Origin of the sequence: Streptomyces xanthophaeus (assembly GCF_030440515.1) — a bacterium.
GTDB lineage: Bacteria > Actinomycetota > Actinomycetes > Streptomycetales > Streptomycetaceae > Streptomyces > Streptomyces kutzneri.
The window spans coordinates 3,851,951-3,870,677 of the sequence record NZ_CP076543.1 but is presented as its reverse complement, the minus strand read 5'-3'; the positions used below and the strand labels follow the sequence as shown (position 1 = coordinate 3,870,677).

The following is an 18,727-nucleotide window of genomic DNA, read 5'->3' as shown; positions in this document are numbered from 1 at the left end:
CGTTACGTCCGTGCCGGAGGGGCCCGGTCCGGATCCGGTCGGGGGCCTGCCCGGGTGAGGTGTCCGGCCGTCGGTTCCGGGGGCGGCATGCGCCCCGCACGACAGGCACTACCCTCGCTCCCATGACCAAGAAGTTCGAATATGCGACGGTCCCGCTGCTGGTTCACGCCACCAAGCAGATCCTGGACACCTGGGGCGAGGACGGCTGGGAGCTCGTCCAGGTCGTGCCCGGCCCGAACAACCCCGAGCAGCTCGTGGCCTACCTCAAGCGGGAGAAGGCATGAGCGCTGTAGAGGCGAAGCTGGCCGAGCTCGGCCTGACGCTCCCGGGCGTCGTCCCGCCGCTGGCCGCGTACCAGCCCGCCGTGCGGTCGGGCTCGTACGTCTTCACCGCGGGTCAGCTCCCGATGGTCAAGGGCAGCATGCCGATCACCGGCAAGGTCGGCGCCGAGGTCTCGGCGGAGCAGGCCAAGGAGCTGGCGGCGATCTGCGCGCTGAACGCCCTGGCCGCCGTCAAGTCCGTCGTCGGTGACCTCGACAAGATCGCGCGTGTCGTGAAGGTCGTCGGCTTCATCGCCTCCGCCCCCGACTTCACGGCCCAGCCGGGCGTGCTGAACGGTGCGAGCGAGCTGCTGGGCGAGGTCCTCGGCGAGAAGGGCGTCCACGCCCGCAGCGCGGTCGGTGTGGCGGTCCTGCCGCTGGACGCGCCGGTCGAGGTCGAGATCCAGGTGGAACTGGTCGCCGGAGCCTGACCTCTCGCTTCCGCCGGGACGGGCCGGGTCGCGCACCGCGCGATTCCCGGCCCGTCCCGCGTGGTGCCTCCGGGGGCGGATCACCCGCGCCGGCCGTGCGGGTCGGCCACCCGTGCCGGCCACGCGTGTCGACCACCGTGGCGGGTGGCCCTCGAACATCGGGCCGGATGGCCGTAGCATCCGGCCATGCCGAATGGTCAGCATGGTCAGCAGCAGCCCCCCGTCGGAGGCCAGTGGTACCCGCCGGAGTGGCCCGACCGCATCCGCGCGCTCGCGGACGGCTCGCTCGTCCCGGTGGAGCCGCGGCGCGCCGCCACCGTGATGCTCCTGCGCGACACCCCCGACGGTCCCGCCGTGCACATGCTGCGCAGGCGGGCCTCCATGGCCTTCGCCGGGGGCGCGTACGCCTATCCGGGTGGCGGGGTCGATCCCCGCGACGAGGAGCACCAGGTCGGCTGGGCGGGTCCCTCCCGGGAGGACTGGGCCGCCCGGCTCGGGACCGATCCCCTGACCGCCCAGGCCATCGTCTGCGGCGCCGTACGGGAGACCTTCGAGGAGGCGGGCGTCCTGCTCGCCGGACAGACCCCGGACGAGATCGTCGGTGACACCACCGGAGACGACTGGGAGGCCGACCGGCAGGCCCTCGTGGCGCGGGAGCTGTCCTTCGCGGAGTTCCTCGACCGTCGCGGCCTGCGACTGCGCTCCGACCTGCTCGGGGCCTGGGCGCGCTGGATCACCCCCGAGTTCGAGCCGCGCCGTTACGACACCTGGTTCTTCGTCGCCGCCCTCCCCGAGGGCCAGCGCACCCGCAACGCCTCGACCGAGGCCGACCGGACCGTGTGGATCCGCCCGGCCGACGCAGCCGCCGGATACGACAAGGGCGAGCTGCTGATGATGCCGCCGACCATCTCCACGCTGCGGTCGCTGGAGCCGTACGCGAGCGCCGGGGGTGCGCTCGCCGCCGCGGCCGGGCAGGACCTCGCCCCCGTGCTGGCCCAGGCCACGCTGGAGGACGGCGAGCTGGTGCTCAGCTGGCCGGGGCACGACGAGTTCACCAAGCGCGTCCGCCCCGGAAGTCCCGCAGGTCCCGCCGACCCCGCAGGTCCCACCGACCCCGCAGGTCCAGCTGGTTCCGGAGGCCCCGCATGACCGACGCCGCCGCTCTGCCCGGACAGCCCCGCGGAGTCGTCACCTCCGGGCCCGCGACCGCCCGCGCGGTGAACGTCCTGGCTCCCAACGCCTCCGCGATGACCCTCGACGGCACCAACACCTGGCTGGTGTCCGAGCCCGGATCCGACCTCGCCGTCGTGATCGATCCCGGCCCGCTGGACGACATACACCTGCGGGCGGTCATCGCCACCGCCGAGCAGGCGGGCAAGCGGATCGCCCTCACCCTGCTCACCCACGGCCACCCGGACCACGCCGAGGGCGCGGGCCGCTTCGCCGAGCTCACCCGTACGAAGGTCCGCGCCCTGGACCCGGCCCTGCGCCTCGGCGACGAGGGCCTGGCCGCCGGGGACGTGATCCGGACCGGCGGGCTGGAGCTGCGCGTGGTGCCGACCCCCGGCCACACCAGCGACTCGCTCTGCTTCCACCTGCCCGCCGACCGGGCCGTGCTGACCGGCGACACCATCCTGGGCCGCGGCACGACCGTCGTCGCCCACCCCGACGGCCGCCTCGGCGACTACCTGGACTCCCTGCGCCGGCTGCGCTCGCTCACGGTGGACGACGGGGTGCACACCGTTCTGCCGGGCCACGGGCCGGTCCTGGAGGACGCGCAGGGCGCCGTCGAGTACTACCTGGCCCACCGCGCGCACCGGCTCGCCCAGGTCGAGACCGCCGTCGAGAACGGCTGCCTGACCCCGGAGGAGGTCGTCGCCCAGGTCTACGCGGACGTGGACCGTTCCCTGTGGCCGGCCGCGGAATGGTCCGTCCGGGCGCAGCTGGAGTACCTTCAAGATCACGGACTGATCCCGGGAGGGCCCGAATGAACACCGTGTTCCTGCTGGTCGTGCTGGTCGCGACAGCCGGATGGATCACCTCGACGGTGACCCTCCGGGTGCAGAGCCTCCAGAACAAGGCGGACCGCATGGAGCGCCGCCTGGCCCTGGTGCTGGACCACTTCGGCATCGAGGAGCCGGAGCCGGCCGGGATGGACGAGGTACGGGCCCATCTGAGGGCCGACCGGCAGATCTCGGCGATCAAGGAGTACCGCCGGATCACCGGTGCGGGCCTGGCGGAGGCCAAGCTGGCCGTCGACGCCCTGGCCGAGGCCGAGAAGGCCTGAGCCGGCGCGGGGCCGCCTGAGCGGTCCCGGAGCCGAAGGGGCCGCCGGGGCGCTGCCAGGGCCGGCGCTCAGCCCTGGCGCGGCGTCTTCGTGCCGTGCCGGGCCGTGTACTCGTCCGCCAGCCACGGCCCGAGGTCCTCTACGTAACCGCGCAGGACCTCCGGGTCCGCGACGGGATCCAGCGCGACGGCGGCCGCGGCCTCCAGCTGCGCCGCACGTTCCGGGTAGTACATGCCGAAGATCTCCGCGGACTCGCCGAGGTCGCTGGTCCAGCCGCCCCACCGCGGCATGACCAGGGTGAAGGCGGTCCGCACCAGGTGCCGGGAGAACAGGCGGCTCAGCTTCCGGTACTCCTCCGGGGCCGACGCCTCCCGCACCCGCGTCCGCCACCCGGGCAGCAGGTCGGCCAGGTCGCCGTTGGTCTCGCGGGCGAGCAGGCTGTCCGGCCGGTAGCGCGGCAGGTGCTCGGCCAGGTCCGCGCCGAGCAGCGGGGTGCACAGGCAGGCGAGGAACCAGCCCAGGTCGAATCGTTCCGCCTCGCTCAGCACGGCGGCCTTGTCCCGGAGCAGGATGCCGACCCCGTCGACCTCCGGGAAGTCCTCGTCGAGCCCGCGGGCGAGCACCTCGGCGGTGTCCCGGTCCTCGTCGGAGGGCTCGTGGTGCAGGACGAGCAGCAGGTCCAGGTCCGACCGCCCGGGCCGGGCGGTCCCGCGCGGCACGGACCCGTAGAGGTACGCGCTGTGCAGCCGTCGGCCGTACGCCTCGGCGGTCCGGGCCCGCGCGGCCGCCACGACGCCCTTGAACCCGCTCTGGACCCGCCCGAGGGACCCCTCCCGCTCGAAGTACCCGTACGCGTCCAGCCCTCTGTGCTCCATGACTCCACTGTGCCTGGCCGCCGGCCCGGGGCGGCGGACCGGACGCCGTGCGTCGGTCGGGCCGGGCCGGGCCGGGCTCCGCGGGTGCCTGCGGCGCCCGGGGAAACGCGAAGGGGCCCTTGCCCGGTCGGGCAGGACCCCTTCGAACGGCTGTGGCCGGCGTCAGCGGGAGCGCTTCGCGAGGCGCTCCACGTCGAGCAGGATGACCGCACGCGCCTCCAGGCGCAGCCAGCCGCGGCCCGCGAAGTCGGCCAGGGCCTTGTTCACGGTCTCGCGCGAGGCGCCGACGAGCTGGGCCAGCTCCTCCTGCGTGAGGTCGTGCACCACGTGGATGCCCTCCTCCGACTGCACGCCGAAGCGGCGCGACAGGTCGAGGAGCGCCCGCGCCACACGGCCGGGAACGTCGGAGAAGACCAGGTCGGACATCTGGTCGTTGGTCTTGCGCAGGCGGCGGGCGACGGCGCGCAGCAGCGCGGTCGCGACCTCGGGCCGGGCGTTGAGCCAGGGCTGGAGGTCACCGTGGCCGAGGCCGAGGAGTTTGACCTCGGTCAGCGCGGTGGCGGTGGCGGTGCGCGGGCCCGGGTCGAAGAGCGACAGCTCGCCGATCAGCTCGCCGGGGCCGAGGACGGCCAGCATGTTCTCGCGGCCGTCGGGGGAGGTGCGGTGGAGCTTCACCTTGCCCTCGGTCACGACATACAGCCGGTCGCCGGGGTCGCCCTCGTGGAACAGGGCGTCACCGCGTGCGAGGGTCACCTCGCCCATGGAGGCGCGGAGCTCCGCGGCCTGCTCGTCATCGAGCGCCGCGAAGAGCGGGGCGCGCCGCAGAACGTCGTCCACGAGTCTCTCTCCTATGTCGACCAGCTCAGGGGACCGTGCTCCCCATTTTGCCGGACGGCTCAAACAGTGCGATCAATCACAAGGATGCCGGACGGACGGGCGTGCTGTGCGGCGAGAGGCCAATCGGAGTGGTGTTACCTGAGGTCCGGGCGGGTGTCAGCGGTCGGCCTTAGGCTGGCCGGGTGTCCAATAAGCCGGTGAGAGCACAGGCCAAGGGGTCCGCCGGAGTGACGGAGCCCCAAAATTCTGCCGTGGGCGAACATGTCCCAGTGAAGACGCCCGCGAGGGTCGCGGCCACCCCTCAGGGCAAAGTTTCGGCCAAGAAACCGAAGTCGGCCAAGCCGGAATCGCACCTGGCCATGGTGCGCAGGGCGCGGCGCATCAACCGCGAGCTGGCCGAGATCTATCCGTACGCCCATCCGGAGCTCGACTTCCGCAATCCCTTCGAGCTGCTCGTCGCGACGGTGCTGTCCGCGCAGACCACCGACCTGCGGGTGAACCAGACGACCCCGGCCCTCTTCGCGGCCTACCCGACCCCCGAGGACATGGCTGCGGCCGCCCCCGAGGATCTGGAGGAGCTGATCCGGCCGACCGGGTTCTTCCGGGCCAAGTCGAAGTCCCTGCTCGGCCTCTCGCAGGCCCTGCGGGACAACTTCGGCGGGGAGGTGCCGGGCCGGATCGAGGACCTGGTGACGCTGCCCGGAGTGGGCCGCAAGACCGCCAACGTGGTCCTCGGCAATGCGTTCGGTGTCCCGGGGATCACCGTGGACACCCATTTCGGCCGCCTGGTGCGCCGCTGGAAGCTGACCGAGCAGGAGGACCCGGAGAAGGTCGAGGCGGAGATCTGCGCGATCTTCCCGAAGAGCGAGTGGACGATGCTCTCGCACCGGGTCGTCTTCCACGGCCGCCGGATCTGCCACTCGCGCAAGCCCGCCTGCGGGGCCTGCCCGATCGCCCCGCTCTGCCCGGCGTACGGAGAGGGCGAGACCGACCCGGAGAAGGCGAAGAAGCTGCTCAAGTACGAGAAGGGCGGCCAGCCGGGCCAGCGGCTGACCCCGCCCCCGGACTACCCGGGCCTCCCGGCCCCGCCGCTGGGCGGAGCCGTGGCGGCGCCCTAGCGGGCGCCCGGAGGCGGCGGGGCGAAGGGCCGGGACGCAGGCGCGTGGGGGCGTGAAGACCTGCGGACCCGGGGAGTCTGGAACGAATCGGTACCCGGACCGCGTTTGTGGTGTGGGAGACGGCGCTGGACAGGACGACGCGGACAGAGGTGCCTATGACGCGCGGTACACGGGACGAGACCGGAACCACGGTGGGAGCCGGCGAGGGCGGCGGCCCGGCCGTCACCACCGACGGCCTGCCCGGCTGGCTCGACCCCGTCGTCGAGGCGGCCCGGTCCGTCCAGCCGGGGCAGCTGAGCCGGTTCCTGCCGCCCGAGGACGGCCGCGGGCGGCAGTCCGCCGTCCTCGTCCTCTTCGGGGAGGGCGCCCGCGGCCCCGAGCTGCTCCTGATGGAGCGCGCCGGCACCCTGCGCTCGCACGCGGGCCAGCCGTCCTTCCCCGGCGGCGCGCTGGATCCGGAGGACGGCGATCCGCACACCACCGGCCCCCTGCGTGCCGCGCTGCGCGAGGCCGAGGAGGAAACCGGACTGGATCCTTCCGGCGTTCAGCTCTTCGGCGTGCTGCCCCGGCTCTACATCCCGGTCAGCGAGTTCGTCGTCACCCCGGTCCTCGGCTGGTGGCGCGACCCCAGCCCGGTCGGAGCCGTGGACCTCGCCGAGACGGCGCGGGTCTTCACGGTTCCCGTGGCCGATCTCACGGATCCCGAACACCGGGTCACGACCGTTCATCCGAGCGGCCACCTGGGGCCGGGGTTCACCGTCGAATCGGCTCTGGTCTGGGGTTTCACCGCCGGAGTGATCGACCGGATCCTGCACTTCGCGGGCTGGGAGCGTCCGTGGGACCGCTCACGGCAGGTCCCGCTCGACTGGCGCGCATGAGACGGTGGCCCACGTGAACGTGCTGGACATCCTGTTGCTGCTCGCCGCCGTATGGTTCGCGATCGTCGGCTACCGCCAGGGGTTCGTCGTCGGCATCCTGTCGGTGATCGGCTTCCTCGGCGGTGGTCTCGTCGCCGTGTCCCTGCTCCCGCTGATCTGGGACCGGGTGACGGACAACGGCACCCAGGTGTCCACCACCGTCGTCGTGATCGCGGTGGTCGTGATCATCATCTGCGCCTCGATCGGCCAGGCCCTGACCACCCATCTCGGAAGCAGACTCCGCCGCAAGATCACCTGGTCACCGGCGCGCGCGCTCGACGCGACCGGCGGCGCCCTGGTCAACGTGGTCGCGATGCTGCTCGTGGCATGGCTGATCGGGCTGCTGGTGGCCCAGACCGCGCTGCCCAGCGTGGGCAAGGAGGTCCGCAACTCCAAGGTCCTCCTCGGCGTGTCCAGGGTGCTGCCCGAGCAGGCGAACACCTGGTTCTCCGACTTCAGTTCCACCCTCGCGCGCAACGGCTTCCCGCAGGTGTTCAGCCCGTTCTCCAACGAGCCCATCACCGAGGTGAAGGCCCCCGATCCGACACTCGCCAGCAGCCCCGTCGCCGAGCTGGCGAAGCGCTCGATCGTGAAGGTCGTCGGTACCGCGCCCAGCTGCAGCAAGGTGCTGGAGGGCACGGGCTTCGTCTTCGCGCCCGGCAAGGTGATGACCAACGCGCATGTCGTCGGCGGGGTCAGCGAGCCGACCGTGCAGATCGGCGGCGAGGGCAGGCTGTACGACGCCAAGGTCGTGCTCTACGACTGGGCGCGCGACATCGCCGTCCTGGACGTGCCGAAGCTGAAGGCCCCGGTGCTGGAGTTCTCCGAGAAGGACGCGGCGAGCGGCAACGACGCCATCGTCGCCGGCTTCCCGGAGAACGGCGGGTACGACGTCCGGTCGGCCCGTGTCCGCGGGCGGATCAACGCCAACGGCCCGGACATCTACCACCGGGGTACGGTCCGAAGGGACGTCTACTCGCTCTTCGCGACGGTCCGCCAGGGCAACTCCGGCGGTCCGCTGCTGACGCCCGACGGCAGGGTGTACGGAGTCGTCTTCGCGAAGTCGCTCGACGACCCCAACACCGGTTACGTGCTGACGGTGGACGAGATCCGCGACGACATCCGGGTCGGCAAGGACGCCGTACGCCGGGTCGACAGCCAGGGCTGCGCGCTCTGAGACGCCGCTCCCGCCGGGTCCCTACGTCCGTGGATGGCGCAGGCGCGCGGAGACCCAGCGGGCCCGTCGGCGCAGGATGAGCGGAATCCCGAGGCGGGGGTCGTGGCCGTGCCGGCCGGCCCTCTCGTGGGTGCCCGGCGTAGCTGCCGAGCGGCGTTCGTGCGCGGTGTCACCGTAGTCGTGCGTCCAGCTCATACTCCGAGCTCTGCCCGTGGCCCAAGGTCCGTAATCCCGTCAGGGGCGGCCAATTGGCCTATGCGCCAGGCAATTGAATGCCCGTAAGACAACCGTACGACCGAACTCCCGCCCCCTCAGGGGACGGTCGCCGGGTCCGTGGTCCGTTCGGCGGCGCGTTCCGCGGCCCGTCCGGCGGCGGAACGGCCGGCCGACGCGTCAGCGGTCCGGCTCGGGGTCCTTGAGCCAGTTCACCAACTCGGACGAGAAGGCGACCGGGTCCTCCTCGTGCGGGAAGTGTCCGAGCCCGTCGAACAGCCGCCACCGGTACGGGGCTTCGACGTACTCCCCGGAACCGGCCGCGCTCCGCGTCCGCATGACCGGGTCGAGCGAACCGTGCAGATGCAGCGTCGGCACCCGCACCGGACGCTTCATCCGCCGGTTGAACTGGATCCCGTCGGGCCGCGCCATCGACCGCATCATCCAGCGGTACGGCTCGATCGAGCAGTGCGCGGTGGACGGGATGCACATGGCCCGCCGGTACACGGCCAGATCCTCGTCCTCGGGCGGCCGCGGCCCCGACCAGTCCCGGATCAGCTCCCCTACGAGCGCCCCGCCGTCGGCGACGAGCTGCCGCTCGGGAACGAACGGCCGCTGGAAGCCCCAGATGTGTGAACTCGCCCGGGTCTGCCCGAAGTCCGACAGCATCGCCGAGCGCCAGCGGCGCGGATGCGGCATGGAGGAGACCACGAGCCGGCGCACCAGCTTGGGCCGCATCACGGCCGCCGTCCAGGCGAGGTACCCGCCCAGGTCGTGCCCGACGAGCGCGGCGTCCGGCTCGCCGAGGGACCGTACGACTCCGGTGATGTCGAGCGCCAGGTTCGCGGGGTCGTAGCCGCGCGGGGTGCGGTCGCTGCCGCCCACCCCGCGCAGGTCCATCGCGACCGCCCGGTACCCGGCGTCGGCGAGCGCGGTCATCTGGTGCCGCCAGGTCCACCAGAACTGCGGGAAACCGTGGAGCAGCAGCACCAGCGGCCCGTCACCGAGCTCGGCGACGTGGAAGCGGGCGCCGTTCGCGGCGACGTCCCGGTGCGTCACCGCCTGCCCGCCGGGGAGGTCGAGCCGTACCGCCGTGGCAGCCGTGGGGGGAACGCTGGAGTCCGGCGTGGGCGCTGTCATGAGGACGAGCGTGCCACACCCACAGCGTTGTCACTCACCGGCCGCGGGTGCGGCTTGACGGTCCCGACCAGCGCGGCGGTCTGCTTGACGGAGGCGATGGACTTCTCCGGCGGCTTGATCTTCTTGAACTTCCGTACGGCGATCAGCGTGAGCACGCCCGCGATCAGCAGGAACGCGCTGCCGACGATGAGGAAGGACCATGCGAGCCCGAGCCCGAGGTTGTGGATCCCGTACGCCGCGGCGAAGGTCAGCACCGGGAGGGAGAAGACCGCGAACACTCCTGCGGCGGCGATGGAGGCGGATCCGCTGCCCACGCGCTTGACGTCCTCGCGGATCTCCGCCTTGGCGAGGGCGATCTCGTCGTGCACCAGCGCGGACATCTCGGCGGTGGCCGAGGCGACCAGCTGGCCGAGTGTGAGCTCGGCTCCCTGCGCCTCTTGGTCCACTGCGCTCATCGCTCTCTCCCTCTGTCGTCTGCTGCCGGCCGGCGCGGCTGTCCGTCCTGCTGTCCTGCGTCGTCTGTCAGATCATGCCGGACGGTCGCCGTCGGTGGTGGACCCGGCTGCGGTTTGGAGCGAGGTGGCGGACTCGTTCCCGGCCTTGCGGCGGTGTTCCGCGGCCCGGTCCTCGTAGATCTTGGCCATCCGCAGGTGGTACGCGGGGTTGTGCTCCTCGTAGATGTCCGGGATGCCGTCGTGGTCCTCGTCGCGCTCCTCGGCCTCGGTGAGCGCCCGGTACCTGCGGTTGCGGAGCTTGAGCATGACGGACGCGACCACGGCGGCGATCAGGGAGCCGATCAGGACGGCTGCCTTGACCTCGTCGGTGAGGACAGGGTCGTCGGTGAAGGCGAGTTCGCCGATCAGGAGGGAGACGGTGAAGCCGATGCCGGCGAGCGAGGCCACGGCGAGTACGTCCGGCCAGGCGAGGTCCTCGTTCAGTTCGGCCTTGGTGAAGCGGGCGGCCAGCCAGGTGCCGCCGAAGATGCCCACCGTCTTGCCGATGACGAGGCCGAGCACCACGCCGAGGGTCTCGGGCCGGGTGAAGACCTGGGCGATTGCCTTGTCGGAGAGGGAGACGCCGGCGGAGAAGAGGGCGAAGAGGGGCACGGCGAGACCGGCCGAAATGGGCCGGACCAGGTGCTCGATGTGCTCGCCGGGGGACTGCCGCTCGCCGTCCTGGCGGGTGCAGCGCAGCATCAGGCCCATGGCGACGCCGGCGATGGTGGCGTGGACGCCGCTGTTGTACATCAGGCCCCAGATGACCAGGGCGAGGGGAACGTAGACGTACCAGCCGTGGACACCCCGGCGGAGCAGGAACCAGAAGAGGGCGAGGCCCACGAACGCGCCGCCGAGGGCGAGGAAGTCGATCTCGCTGGTGAAGAACACCGCGATGATCAGGATGGCGAAGAGGTCGTCGACGACCGCGAGGGTCAGCAGGAAGGCGCGCAGGGCCGACGGCAGCGAGGTGCCGATGACGGCGAGGACGGCGAGCGCGAAGGCGATGTCGGTGGCGGTCGGGACGGCCCAGCCGTCCGTGGAGCCGTTGCCCACGATGTTGACGAGCACGTAGACCACAGCGGGTACGGCCATGCCGCACAGGGCGGCGATCACCGGGAGCGCGGCCGCTCTGGCATCGCGCAGATCGCCCGCGACGAGCTCGCGCTTGAGCTCGATGCCGGCGACGAAGAAGAAGATGGCGAGGAGTCCGTCGGCCGCCCAGTGCTGGAGCGAGAGGTCCAGGCCGAGGGAGGCGGGGCCGATGTGGAAGGACCGGACCTCGGCGTAGCTCTCCGAGACGGCGGGGATGTTCGCCCACAGGAGGGCGGCGATCGCGGCCACGAGCAGCAGCACGCCGCCGACGGTCTCGGTGCGCAGGGCATCGCCGACGAAGCGGAGCTCGGGCAGCGAGAGGCGGCCGAGCAGCTTGGGGCTCTTGTGGTCGGTGGGGCTGGGCGCGGCCACGAGGGGACACCTCCGGGGGGCGGTTGGACGGCATGGCGAAGCTCATTGCCGACCAGACTTCCCGGCGCACCCTGTGATCTTTTTACGCTTTCAATATTTTACAGGGTGCACGCGAGGACGTATCCGGTGATCATCACTTTAAGTGCGAAAGGGGCACCCGGCGCGGCGCGCCGGGTGCCCCTTTCGGTGTGTCCCGTGTATCTCGGGTGTCCCGTGTGTCTCGGTCCGTCCTGAGCGGTGGGCCTCGGCCCGTGACTCAGTCCTCGCTGCCGGCGGCCGGGAGCTTGCTCTGGATCAGGTCCATGACCGAGGAGTCGGCGAGCGTGGTGACGTCACCGACCGCGCGGTTCTCCGCCACGTCGCGCAGCAGACGGCGCATGATCTTGCCCGAGCGGGTCTTCGGCAGCTCCTGGACCGGCAGGATCCGCTTCGGCTTGGCGATCGGGCCCAGCGTGCTGCCCACGTGGTTGCGCAGGTCCGCCACCAGGTTCTCGGTCTCGGAGGCGCTGCCGCGCAGGATGACGAAGGCGACGATGGCCTGACCGGTGGTTTCGTCGTTGGCGCCGACCACGGCCGCCTCGGCGACCGAGGGGTGCGAGACGAGGGCCGACTCGACCTCGGTGGTCGAGATGTTGTGGCCGGACACCAGCATCACGTCGTCCACCCGGCCCAGCAGCCAGATGTCACCGTCGTCGTCCTTCTTGGCGCCGTCACCCGCGAAGTACTTGCCCTCGAAGCGCGACCAGTAGGTGTCGATGAACCGCTGGTCGTCGCCCCAGATGGTGCGCAGCATCGACGGCCACGGCTCGGTGAGGACCAGGTAGCCACCCCCGCCGTTCGGGACCTCGTGCGCCTCGTCGTCCACGACGGTGGCGGAGATTCCGGGCAGGGCGCGCTGTGCGGAGCCCGGCTTGGTGGCGGTGACGCCCGGCAGCGGGGAGATCATCATCGCGCCGGTCTCGGTCTGCCACCAGGTGTCCACGATCGGGCAGCGGTCGCCGCCGATGTGCTTGCGGTACCAGATCCAGGCCTCGGGGTTGATCGGCTCGCCGACGGAGCCCAGCACGCGCAGGCTGGAGAGGTCGAACTTCGCGGGGATGTCGTCGCCCCACTTCATGAACGTGCGGATGGCCGTGGGCGCCGTGTAGAGGATGGTCACCCCGTACTTCTGGACGACCTCCCAGAACCGGCCCTGGTGCGGGGTGTCGGGGGTGCCCTCGTACATCACCTGGGTCGCGCCGTTCGCGAGCGGCCCGTAGACGATGTAGGAGTGCCCGGTCACCCAGCCGATGTCGGCGGTGCACCAGTAGACGTCGGTCTCCGGCTTCAGGTCGAAGACTGCGTGGTGGGTGTACGCGGCCTGCGTGAGGTAGCCGCCGGAGGTGTGCAGGATGCCCTTGGGCTTACCCGTGGTCCCCGAGGTGTAGAGGATGAAGAGCGGGTGCTCGGCGTCGAAGGGCTGCGGGGCGTGCTCGGCGGACTGCCGGCCGACCACGTCGTGCCACCAGACGTCGCGGCCCTCGGTGAAGGCGGTGTCCTGGCCGGTGCGGCGCACGACGAGCACGTGCTCGACCTGCGGACACTTGGCGACAGCCTCGTCGATGGCGGGCTTCAGGGCGGTGGGCTTGCCGCGGCGGTAGCCGCCGTCGGCGGTGATGACCAGCTTGGCGTCGGCGTCCTGGATGCGGGAGGCGACGGCGTCGGCGGAGAAACCGCCGAAGACCACGGAGTGCGCGGCGCCGACGCGGGCGCACGCGAGCATCGCGACGACCGCCTCGGGGATCATCGGCAGGTAGACGGCGACCCGGTCGCCGGCCTCGACACCCAGCTCGGTCAGGGCGTTGGCGGCCTTGGAGACCTCGTCCTTGAGCTCGGCGTAGGTGATCGCGCGGCTGTCGCCGGGCTCGCCCTCGAAGTGGATGGCGACGCGGTCGCCGTTGCCGGCCTCGACGTGGCGGTCCACGCAGTTGTACGCGACGTTCAGCTTGCCGTCCGCGAACCACTTCGCGAAGGGCGGGTTCGACCAGTCGAGCGTCTCGGTCGGCTCGGTGGCCCAGGTCAGCCGCCGGGCCTGCTCGGCCCAGAAGCCCAGCCGGTCCGCGTCGGCCTGTGCGTACGCAGCCTCGGTCACATTGGCGGCGGCGGCCAGATCGGCGGGCGGTGCGAACCGCCGCTCCTCCTTGAGCAGATTGGCCAGGCTCTCATTGCTCACGACATCTCCCTTTCCCAGGGTGTCCGTTGTGTCCCCGGGCATAGCTCATCAGTCAGCGGCCCAGGTGACAAGGGGTAGCCGAGAATTGGTTTAGACCTATATCACGACCTGGCCCGCGCGAGAAACGGAGTGCGAATGGCCCCTCCCCGCTGCAGGGGGCGGGAAGGGGCCAAACGATTGCACGAATACGGGAGGGTATCGGTTCAGGCGTGCTGGCCCACGCTGTCGAAGACCCGGCAGTCGAAGAAGTCCTCGCCCTCGGACAGGAGATACGCCTGCGCCTCGCCCACGTGGAAGTACATCCCGTGCAGCTCCAGGGTGCCCTCGGCGAGCCGCCGGGCCACCGATTCGTGGGCCCGCAGATGCTCCAGCTGCTGGACCACATTGGTCAGGCACAGCTGCTCCACCGCGTCCGCCGGGAGCCGGCCCGAGATCCGGGCCCAGGCGTGGTGGCGACTGGCCATCCGCTCCAGGCTGGGCAGCCCGTGCTTCAGCCAGCGCCGCAGCGGGGTCATCGGGGCGCCGGGCGTGGAGGAGAGCAGGGCCTGCATGGCGCCGCAGCCCGAGTGCCCGCACACCGTGATGCTGTCCACCTGCAGTACGTCCACGGCGTACTCGATGGCCGCGGCGACGGAGTCGTCGGTGGACTCCGCGCCGGGCAGCGGGACCAGGTTGCCGACATTGCGGACCGTGAACAGGTCGCCCGGTCCACTGGCCGTGATCATGCTGGTCACCAGCCGGGAGTCCGCGCAGGTGAGGAAGAGCTGGGAGGGCCGCTGCCCCTCGCGGGCCAGTCGGGCCAGCTCGTCCCGCACGTGGGGCGCGGTGTCGCGCTGGAAGGCGCCGATCCCACTGGCCAGTTGGCCCGCGCCGCGCCGCCGGGGCGTGGGCGAGCCGGCCTGCCCGTCGGCGGTCTCCGCCTTCGCCTCGGTGGCCGCCGCGGCTGCCTCGGCCGCGTCCGCGGCGGTGATGGTACGGGTGCCCGCGGGCCGGTGGTCGCAGTGGTTCTGCCAGGGTGTCCAGGGGCGGCAGCACTGGTGCACGCCGCGCTGCGGTGCGCGGCGTGACCGGTCCGGATGGTGGCTTCCGTCGGCGGGCCCGTAGCCGGACGCGGTTCCGGTCGCGGTTCCGGTCGTGGTTCCTGTCACGGCTTCGGGCAGCCGCGCAGACGATCCGGCGCGGCCGGTGACCTCCAGCGAGCCCCCGTGCGCCAGATGGGAGTCCTGCCAGTCGTGCAGCGTCTCGTAGGCCGCGTGGTCCATGAACGAGCCGTCCAGCTCGACCAGCGCGTGCCCGTCGTGCGGGATCTGGTTCAGCACCCGGCTCAGCCGGGGCACCGCGAGGAAGGTCAACTGCCCGCGCGCCCGCACCCGGTGGGCCCCGCTGTCCAGCCGCTCCACGGTGATCCGGGTCCGGGTGAGCCGGTACAGGGCCAGCGCGACGGCCACCGCGATACCGATGGCCACGCCCTCCAGGACCCCGCCGAGCACCACGGCGACGATGGTCGTGCCGTAGACCAGGATCTCCCGGTGCCGGGTGACACTGCGCAGGTGCGTGATGTTGACCATCTGCACGCCGACCGCCATCACGAGGGCGGCCAGCGCGGCGAGCGGGATCAGGTCGAGGACCGGGACGAGCAGGCCGGCCGCCAGTACCACCCAGAGGCCGTGCAGCATGGTCGATCTCCGGCTGACCGCACCGGACTTGACGTTGGCCACGCTCCGGACGGCCACACCCGAGACGGGCAGTCCGCCGAGCGCGCCGGAGACGATGTTCGCCGCACCCTGCCCCCACAGCTCGCGGTTGAGGTCGGTGCGCGGCGGGCGGTTGTCCGTTCGCCGCTCGGAGGCGATCAGCTTGTCGGTCGCGACCGCGGAGAGCAGGGACTGCACACTGCCGACCAGGGCGATGGTCAGGACGGCGGCGAGGATGCCGAGGACGGGGCCGTCGGGCAGCTCGGGCAGGGCGTGGCTGCGCCAGGACGGCAGGTCCACCCTGGGCAGGGCGAGCCCGGACAGCGCGGCGGCAGCGGTGGCCGCGGCCACGGCGGCCAGCGCGGCGGGGGCCTTGCGCAGGACCCGGCCGGCCCGTCCGGGCAGCCACGGCCAGGCCAGCAGGACGGCCAGGGTCAGGGCGCTGACGCCGAGTGCCGCCGGATGCAGATCGGCCAACTGGGCCGGCAGCCCGAGGACGTTGGCCACGGCAGAGCTCTGGGGGTTGCCGCCGAGGACGATGTGCAGCTGGGCGAGAGCGATCGTCACGCCGATCCCGGCGAGCAGGCCGTGCACGATGGCCGGGCTGACCATGAGCGCCGACCGGGCGGTGCGCAGGGCGGCGAGACCGAGCTGGAAGAGGCCGGCGAGCACGGTGATGGCGCAGGTGGTGCGCCATCCGTAGCGCTGGATCAACTCGGCGGTGACCACGGTGAGTCCGGCAGCGGGACCGCTCACCTGGAGGGGGGCGCCGCCGAGCCACCCGGCGACGATCCCGCCGACCGCCGCGGCGACGAGCCCCGCCTGGAGCGGGGCCCCGGTGGCCAGGGCGATGCCGAGCGAGAGGGGCAGGGCGATCAGGAAGACGGCGATGGAGGCGGAGAGGTCTGCGGGGAGGTCCTTGCGGATCTCTTGGGTGGCGCGTGAGGGGGAGGTGGCTGTCATGGGTTCCCGTCTCCTCGGGGGAGGGATGAAGCGGCGGGAGTCTCAACACTCGGTAAATGGATGGTAATGGAGAGTAAAGGTGAGTGGTGAATAATACGGGCAAATGGCGTACAAATTAGCACTCAAGAGTGATTAAGCATTTTGTACGGCTTGTCATACCTTCTCCTGAGCGGACCGCATGGGACGTTGCGGCGCGGAAGTCCCGCGATGGAACTGCGAGGGAGAGGTGGGGCGGATGATCGCCGCCACGAAGAAGATCGCCGGCGGCCTGGTCGCCACGGCGCTGGTTCTGGGGGCCGCCGGGTGCAGCACCTCGGAACCCGCCAAGTCCCCGGCTCCCGGGGCGCCGAACGCGCTGAAGGGGGCCGCCGCCCCGGAGGCCCCGGGCAGCGTCAACCGGCCCATCGGTGACGGTTCGACCGCGTACACCGGCATGCAGCCGAACGTGCAGAAGCCGCAGAAGCTCAAGCCGGGCGAAAAGCCGCCACAGTTCGTGGTGTTCTCGTGGGACGGGGCCGGCGAGGACAGCCAGAAGCTCTTCTCGCACTTCCGCGAGGTCGGCAAGAAGTACAACGCCCGCATGACGTACTTCCTCAGTGGCGTGTACATGCTTCCAGAGGAGAAACGTTCCCTCTATACGGCGCCCCAGCACGAGCCCGGCCGCTCCGACATCGGTTTCGGCGACCTCCAGGGCATCAAGGACACCGCCACCCAGGTCCGCGCGGCCTGGCTGGAGGGCAACGAGATCGGCACCCACTTCAACGGGCACTTCTGCGGCCCCGACGGCGGCGTCGGCACCTGGTCCGTGGAGGAGTGGAAGAGCGAGATCAGCCAGGCCAAGTCCTTCGTCAAGAACTGGAAGACCAACTCCGGCCTGAAGGACCAGGAAGCGCTCCCCTTCAACTACGACAAGGAGCTCATCGGCGCCCGCACGCCCTGTCTGGAGGGCCAGAAGAACTTCATGCTGGCGGCGAAGGACTTGGGCTTCCGCTACGACTCCAGCGGCATCAGCAAGCAGATCTGGCCCAAGAAGACCGACGGTCTCTGGGACATCCCGCTCCAGCTGGTGCCCATGCCGGGGCGTGCCTTCGACACCCTGAGCATGGACTACAACTACATGGTCAACCAGTCCGGGACGACCTCGCAGGGGGACCCCTCCCAGCACGCGTACTGGGGTGACCAGATGCGCGACGGCCTGCGGGAGGCGTTCGACCGCGTCTACCAGGGCAACCGCGCTCCGCTGATCATCGGCAATCACTTCGAGTCCTGGAACGGCGGCACCTACATGCGCGCCGTCGAGGAGTCCATCAAGACCATGTGCACCCAGAAGGAGGTCCGCTGCGTCCCGTTCCGGGAGCTGGCGGACTGGCTGGACGCGCAGGACCCGAAGGCCCTGGAGTGGATGCGCACCCTCGATGTCGGCGAGGCGCCGAAGGAGGGCTGGGCGAAGTTCCTGACCGCGGGGCCGCCGGCGGCGCCGACCGCCCCCGCGGGCGTCAAGCCGGCTGCGGAGCCGGCCGCGGGGAGTGCGGACGAGGGCTGACGAGCGCCTCGGCCCCCTCGCGCAGGACGAAACCGGGGTCGACCTGGTCCGCCAGGTCGACCCCGGTCTTGGCGTTGCCCCAGCTCTCCGCGTTCTTGAGGTGGAAGCTCACCATCTGCTCCGTGTACCGGGCCCAGTCGCGGTGCGCGTACGAGTCGTCGGCGGCGTCCTGGAGCTCCTGCAGGGCGAACCGGTTGGACGCCTCCAGCAGCTCGAAGGGGGCCGGCCGGCCCTTCTCCATCGCCCGCACCCAGTCGGAGTGCCCGACGGTGACCAGCAGGTCCTCGCCCACCTCGTCCTGGAGGAACTCGATGTCCTCGGGTCCCTGCACCTTGTTGCCGATGACCTTGAGCGCGACCCCGAAGTCCCGCGCGTACTCCTTGTACTGGCGGTAGACGGAGACGCCCTTGCGGGTCGGTTCGGCGACCAGGAAGGTCACGTCGAAGCGGGTGAACATGCCGGAGGCGAAGGAGTCCGAGCCTGCCGTCATGTCGACGACCACGTACTCGTCGGGGCCGTCGACCAGGTGGTTGAGGCAGAGCTCGACCGCTCCGACCTTGGAGTGGTAGCAGGCCACGCCCAGGTCGGCCTCGGTGAACGGTCCTGTGGCCATGAGCCGTACGGGCTCCCCGTCGAGCAGGAGCGTGCGCGCGCAGGCCTCGTACACCGGGTTGTCCTCGGTGACGCGCAGCAGGCGCGAGCCGCGGCCGGGCGGGGTCGTCTTGATCATCGTGTCGGCGGACGCGATGCGCGGATTGGAACCCCGCAGGTACTCCTTGATCAGGGGCAGGTGCGCGCCGAGGGCGGGCAGCGCGGCGGCCTCCTCCTCGGTGAGCCCGAGCGCGGCGCCCAGGTGCTGGTTGATGTCGGCGTCCACCGCGACGACAGGGGCCTCATTGGCGGCGAGGTGGCGGATGAAGAGGGAGGACAGGGTCGTCTTGCCGCTGCCGCCCTTCCCTACGAAAGCGATCTTCATGTTCACCAAGCGTAGCGGGTCGATAGCGCTGCGTTGTCAAGGTGAGTGAAGAAGACCACTCCA

General features: G+C 71.3%; 18 protein-coding genes. 9 read left to right on the top strand and 9 right to left on the bottom strand.

Annotation, left to right across the window (positions count from 1 at the left end; translation table 11 throughout):
• The first annotated feature begins 122 nt into the window (after positions 1-122).
• The 5 genes from KO717_RS16860 (at position 123) to KO717_RS16840 (ending at position 3,038) form a co-directional block, all read left to right on the top strand.
• Complete coding sequence (locus tag KO717_RS16860) at positions 123-284, top strand: DUF4177 domain-containing protein (RefSeq protein ID WP_007264966.1); 162 nt, start codon at positions 123-125, stop codon at positions 282-284.
• Positions 281-751: a RidA family protein gene (locus KO717_RS16855; protein WP_030726704.1), complete on the top strand. Its 471-nt coding sequence runs from the start codon at positions 281-283 to the stop codon at positions 749-751. The genes KO717_RS16860 and KO717_RS16855 overlap by 4 nt, the downstream gene beginning before the upstream one ends.
• 186 nt (positions 752-937) lie before the next feature.
• A complete protein-coding gene (locus tag KO717_RS16850) occupies positions 938-1,900 on the top strand; it encodes an NUDIX hydrolase (protein WP_301368503.1) in 963 nt (320 codons plus the stop codon).
• Positions 1,897-2,742: an MBL fold metallo-hydrolase gene (locus KO717_RS16845; RefSeq protein ID WP_301368501.1), complete on the top strand. Its 846-nt coding sequence runs from the start codon at positions 1,897-1,899 to the stop codon at positions 2,740-2,742. The genes KO717_RS16850 and KO717_RS16845 overlap by 4 nt, the downstream gene beginning before the upstream one ends.
• Positions 2,739-3,038 carry a hypothetical protein gene (locus tag KO717_RS16840; RefSeq protein WP_301368499.1) on the top strand — a complete coding sequence of 100 codons (300 nt, stop codon included), beginning with the start codon at positions 2,739-2,741 and terminating at the stop codon, positions 3,036-3,038. The genes KO717_RS16845 and KO717_RS16840 overlap by 4 nt, the downstream gene beginning before the upstream one ends.
• A gap of 68 nt (positions 3,039-3,106) precedes the next feature.
• On the opposite strand, the gene KO717_RS16835 is transcribed toward KO717_RS16840, so the two are convergent.
• Both KO717_RS16835 and KO717_RS16830 read right to left on the bottom strand, forming a co-directional pair.
• Positions 3,107-3,913 (bottom strand): nucleotidyltransferase domain-containing protein, encoded by an 807-nt coding sequence (locus KO717_RS16835; protein WP_301368498.1) that lies wholly within the window; start codon positions 3,911-3,913, stop codon positions 3,107-3,109.
• A 162-nt stretch (positions 3,914-4,075) separates the two neighbouring features.
• Positions 4,076-4,750: a Crp/Fnr family transcriptional regulator gene (locus KO717_RS16830; RefSeq protein ID WP_003981529.1), complete on the bottom strand. Its 675-nt coding sequence runs from the start codon at positions 4,748-4,750 to the stop codon at positions 4,076-4,078.
• Between the two features lie 269 nt (positions 4,751-5,019).
• Here KO717_RS16830 and nth point away from each other — a divergent pair, with 269 nt between their 5' ends.
• The 3 genes from nth to KO717_RS16815 all read left to right on the top strand — a co-directional run bounded on the left by nth (position 5,020) and on the right by KO717_RS16815 (position 7,962).
• Positions 5,020-5,868, top strand: coding sequence for an endonuclease III (nth, locus tag KO717_RS16825; protein WP_301368477.1), 849 nt, complete (start codon positions 5,020-5,022; stop codon positions 5,866-5,868).
• 155 nt (positions 5,869-6,023) lie between these two features.
• Positions 6,024-6,746 carry an NUDIX hydrolase gene (locus KO717_RS16820; protein ID WP_301368476.1) on the top strand — a complete coding sequence of 241 codons (723 nt, stop codon included), beginning with the start codon at positions 6,024-6,026 and terminating at the stop codon, positions 6,744-6,746.
• A 13-nt stretch (positions 6,747-6,759) separates the two neighbouring features.
• The gene (locus tag KO717_RS16815) at positions 6,760-7,962 is read left to right on the top strand and encodes a MarP family serine protease (RefSeq protein WP_301368474.1); all 1,203 of its coding nucleotides are present in this window, start codon (positions 6,760-6,762) and stop codon (positions 7,960-7,962) included.
• 21 nt (positions 7,963-7,983) lie between these two features.
• On the opposite strand, the gene KO717_RS16810 is transcribed toward KO717_RS16815, so the two are convergent.
• The 6 genes from KO717_RS16810 to KO717_RS16785 form a co-directional block, all read right to left on the bottom strand.
• On the bottom strand, positions 7,984-8,157 hold the full coding sequence (locus KO717_RS16810; protein ID WP_189743888.1) for a hypothetical protein: 174 nt from the start codon (positions 8,155-8,157) through the stop codon (positions 7,984-7,986).
• Between the two features lie 198 nt (positions 8,158-8,355).
• Positions 8,356-9,315 carry an alpha/beta fold hydrolase gene (locus KO717_RS16805; protein ID WP_030010121.1) on the bottom strand — a complete coding sequence of 320 codons (960 nt, stop codon included), beginning with the start codon at positions 9,313-9,315 and terminating at the stop codon, positions 8,356-8,358.
• Complete coding sequence (locus tag KO717_RS16800) at positions 9,312-9,770, bottom strand: phage holin family protein (protein ID WP_301368470.1); 459 nt, start codon at positions 9,768-9,770, stop codon at positions 9,312-9,314. The genes KO717_RS16805 and KO717_RS16800 overlap by 4 nt, the downstream gene beginning before the upstream one ends.
• Positions 9,771-9,842: 72 nt before the next feature.
• On the bottom strand, positions 9,843-11,276 hold the full coding sequence (nhaA, locus tag KO717_RS16795) for a Na+/H+ antiporter NhaA (RefSeq protein ID WP_301368468.1): 1,434 nt from the start codon (positions 11,274-11,276) through the stop codon (positions 9,843-9,845).
• A 256-nt stretch (positions 11,277-11,532) separates the two neighbouring features.
• Positions 11,533-13,530 carry an acetate--CoA ligase gene (gene acs, locus KO717_RS16790; protein ID WP_301368466.1) on the bottom strand — a complete coding sequence of 666 codons (1,998 nt, stop codon included), beginning with the start codon at positions 13,528-13,530 and terminating at the stop codon, positions 11,533-11,535.
• Positions 13,531-13,691: 161 nt separating this feature from the next.
• A complete protein-coding gene (locus tag KO717_RS16785) occupies positions 13,692-16,145 on the bottom strand; it encodes a SulP family inorganic anion transporter (protein WP_301368464.1) in 2,454 nt (817 codons plus the stop codon).
• A gap of 235 nt (positions 16,146-16,380) precedes the next feature.
• Between KO717_RS16785 and KO717_RS16780 the strand changes: the two genes are divergently transcribed.
• Positions 16,381-17,688 (top strand): hypothetical protein, encoded by a 1,308-nt coding sequence (locus KO717_RS16780; RefSeq protein ID WP_301368462.1) that lies wholly within the window; start codon positions 16,381-16,383, stop codon positions 17,686-17,688.
• Here the strand turns inward: KO717_RS16780 and KO717_RS16775 are convergent.
• Positions 17,642-18,664: an ATP-binding protein gene (locus tag KO717_RS16775; protein ID WP_301368461.1), complete on the bottom strand. Its 1,023-nt coding sequence runs from the start codon at positions 18,662-18,664 to the stop codon at positions 17,642-17,644. The two genes, KO717_RS16780 and KO717_RS16775, sit on opposite strands and share 47 nt — an antisense overlap.
• Between the last annotated feature and the right edge of the window lie 63 nt (positions 18,665-18,727).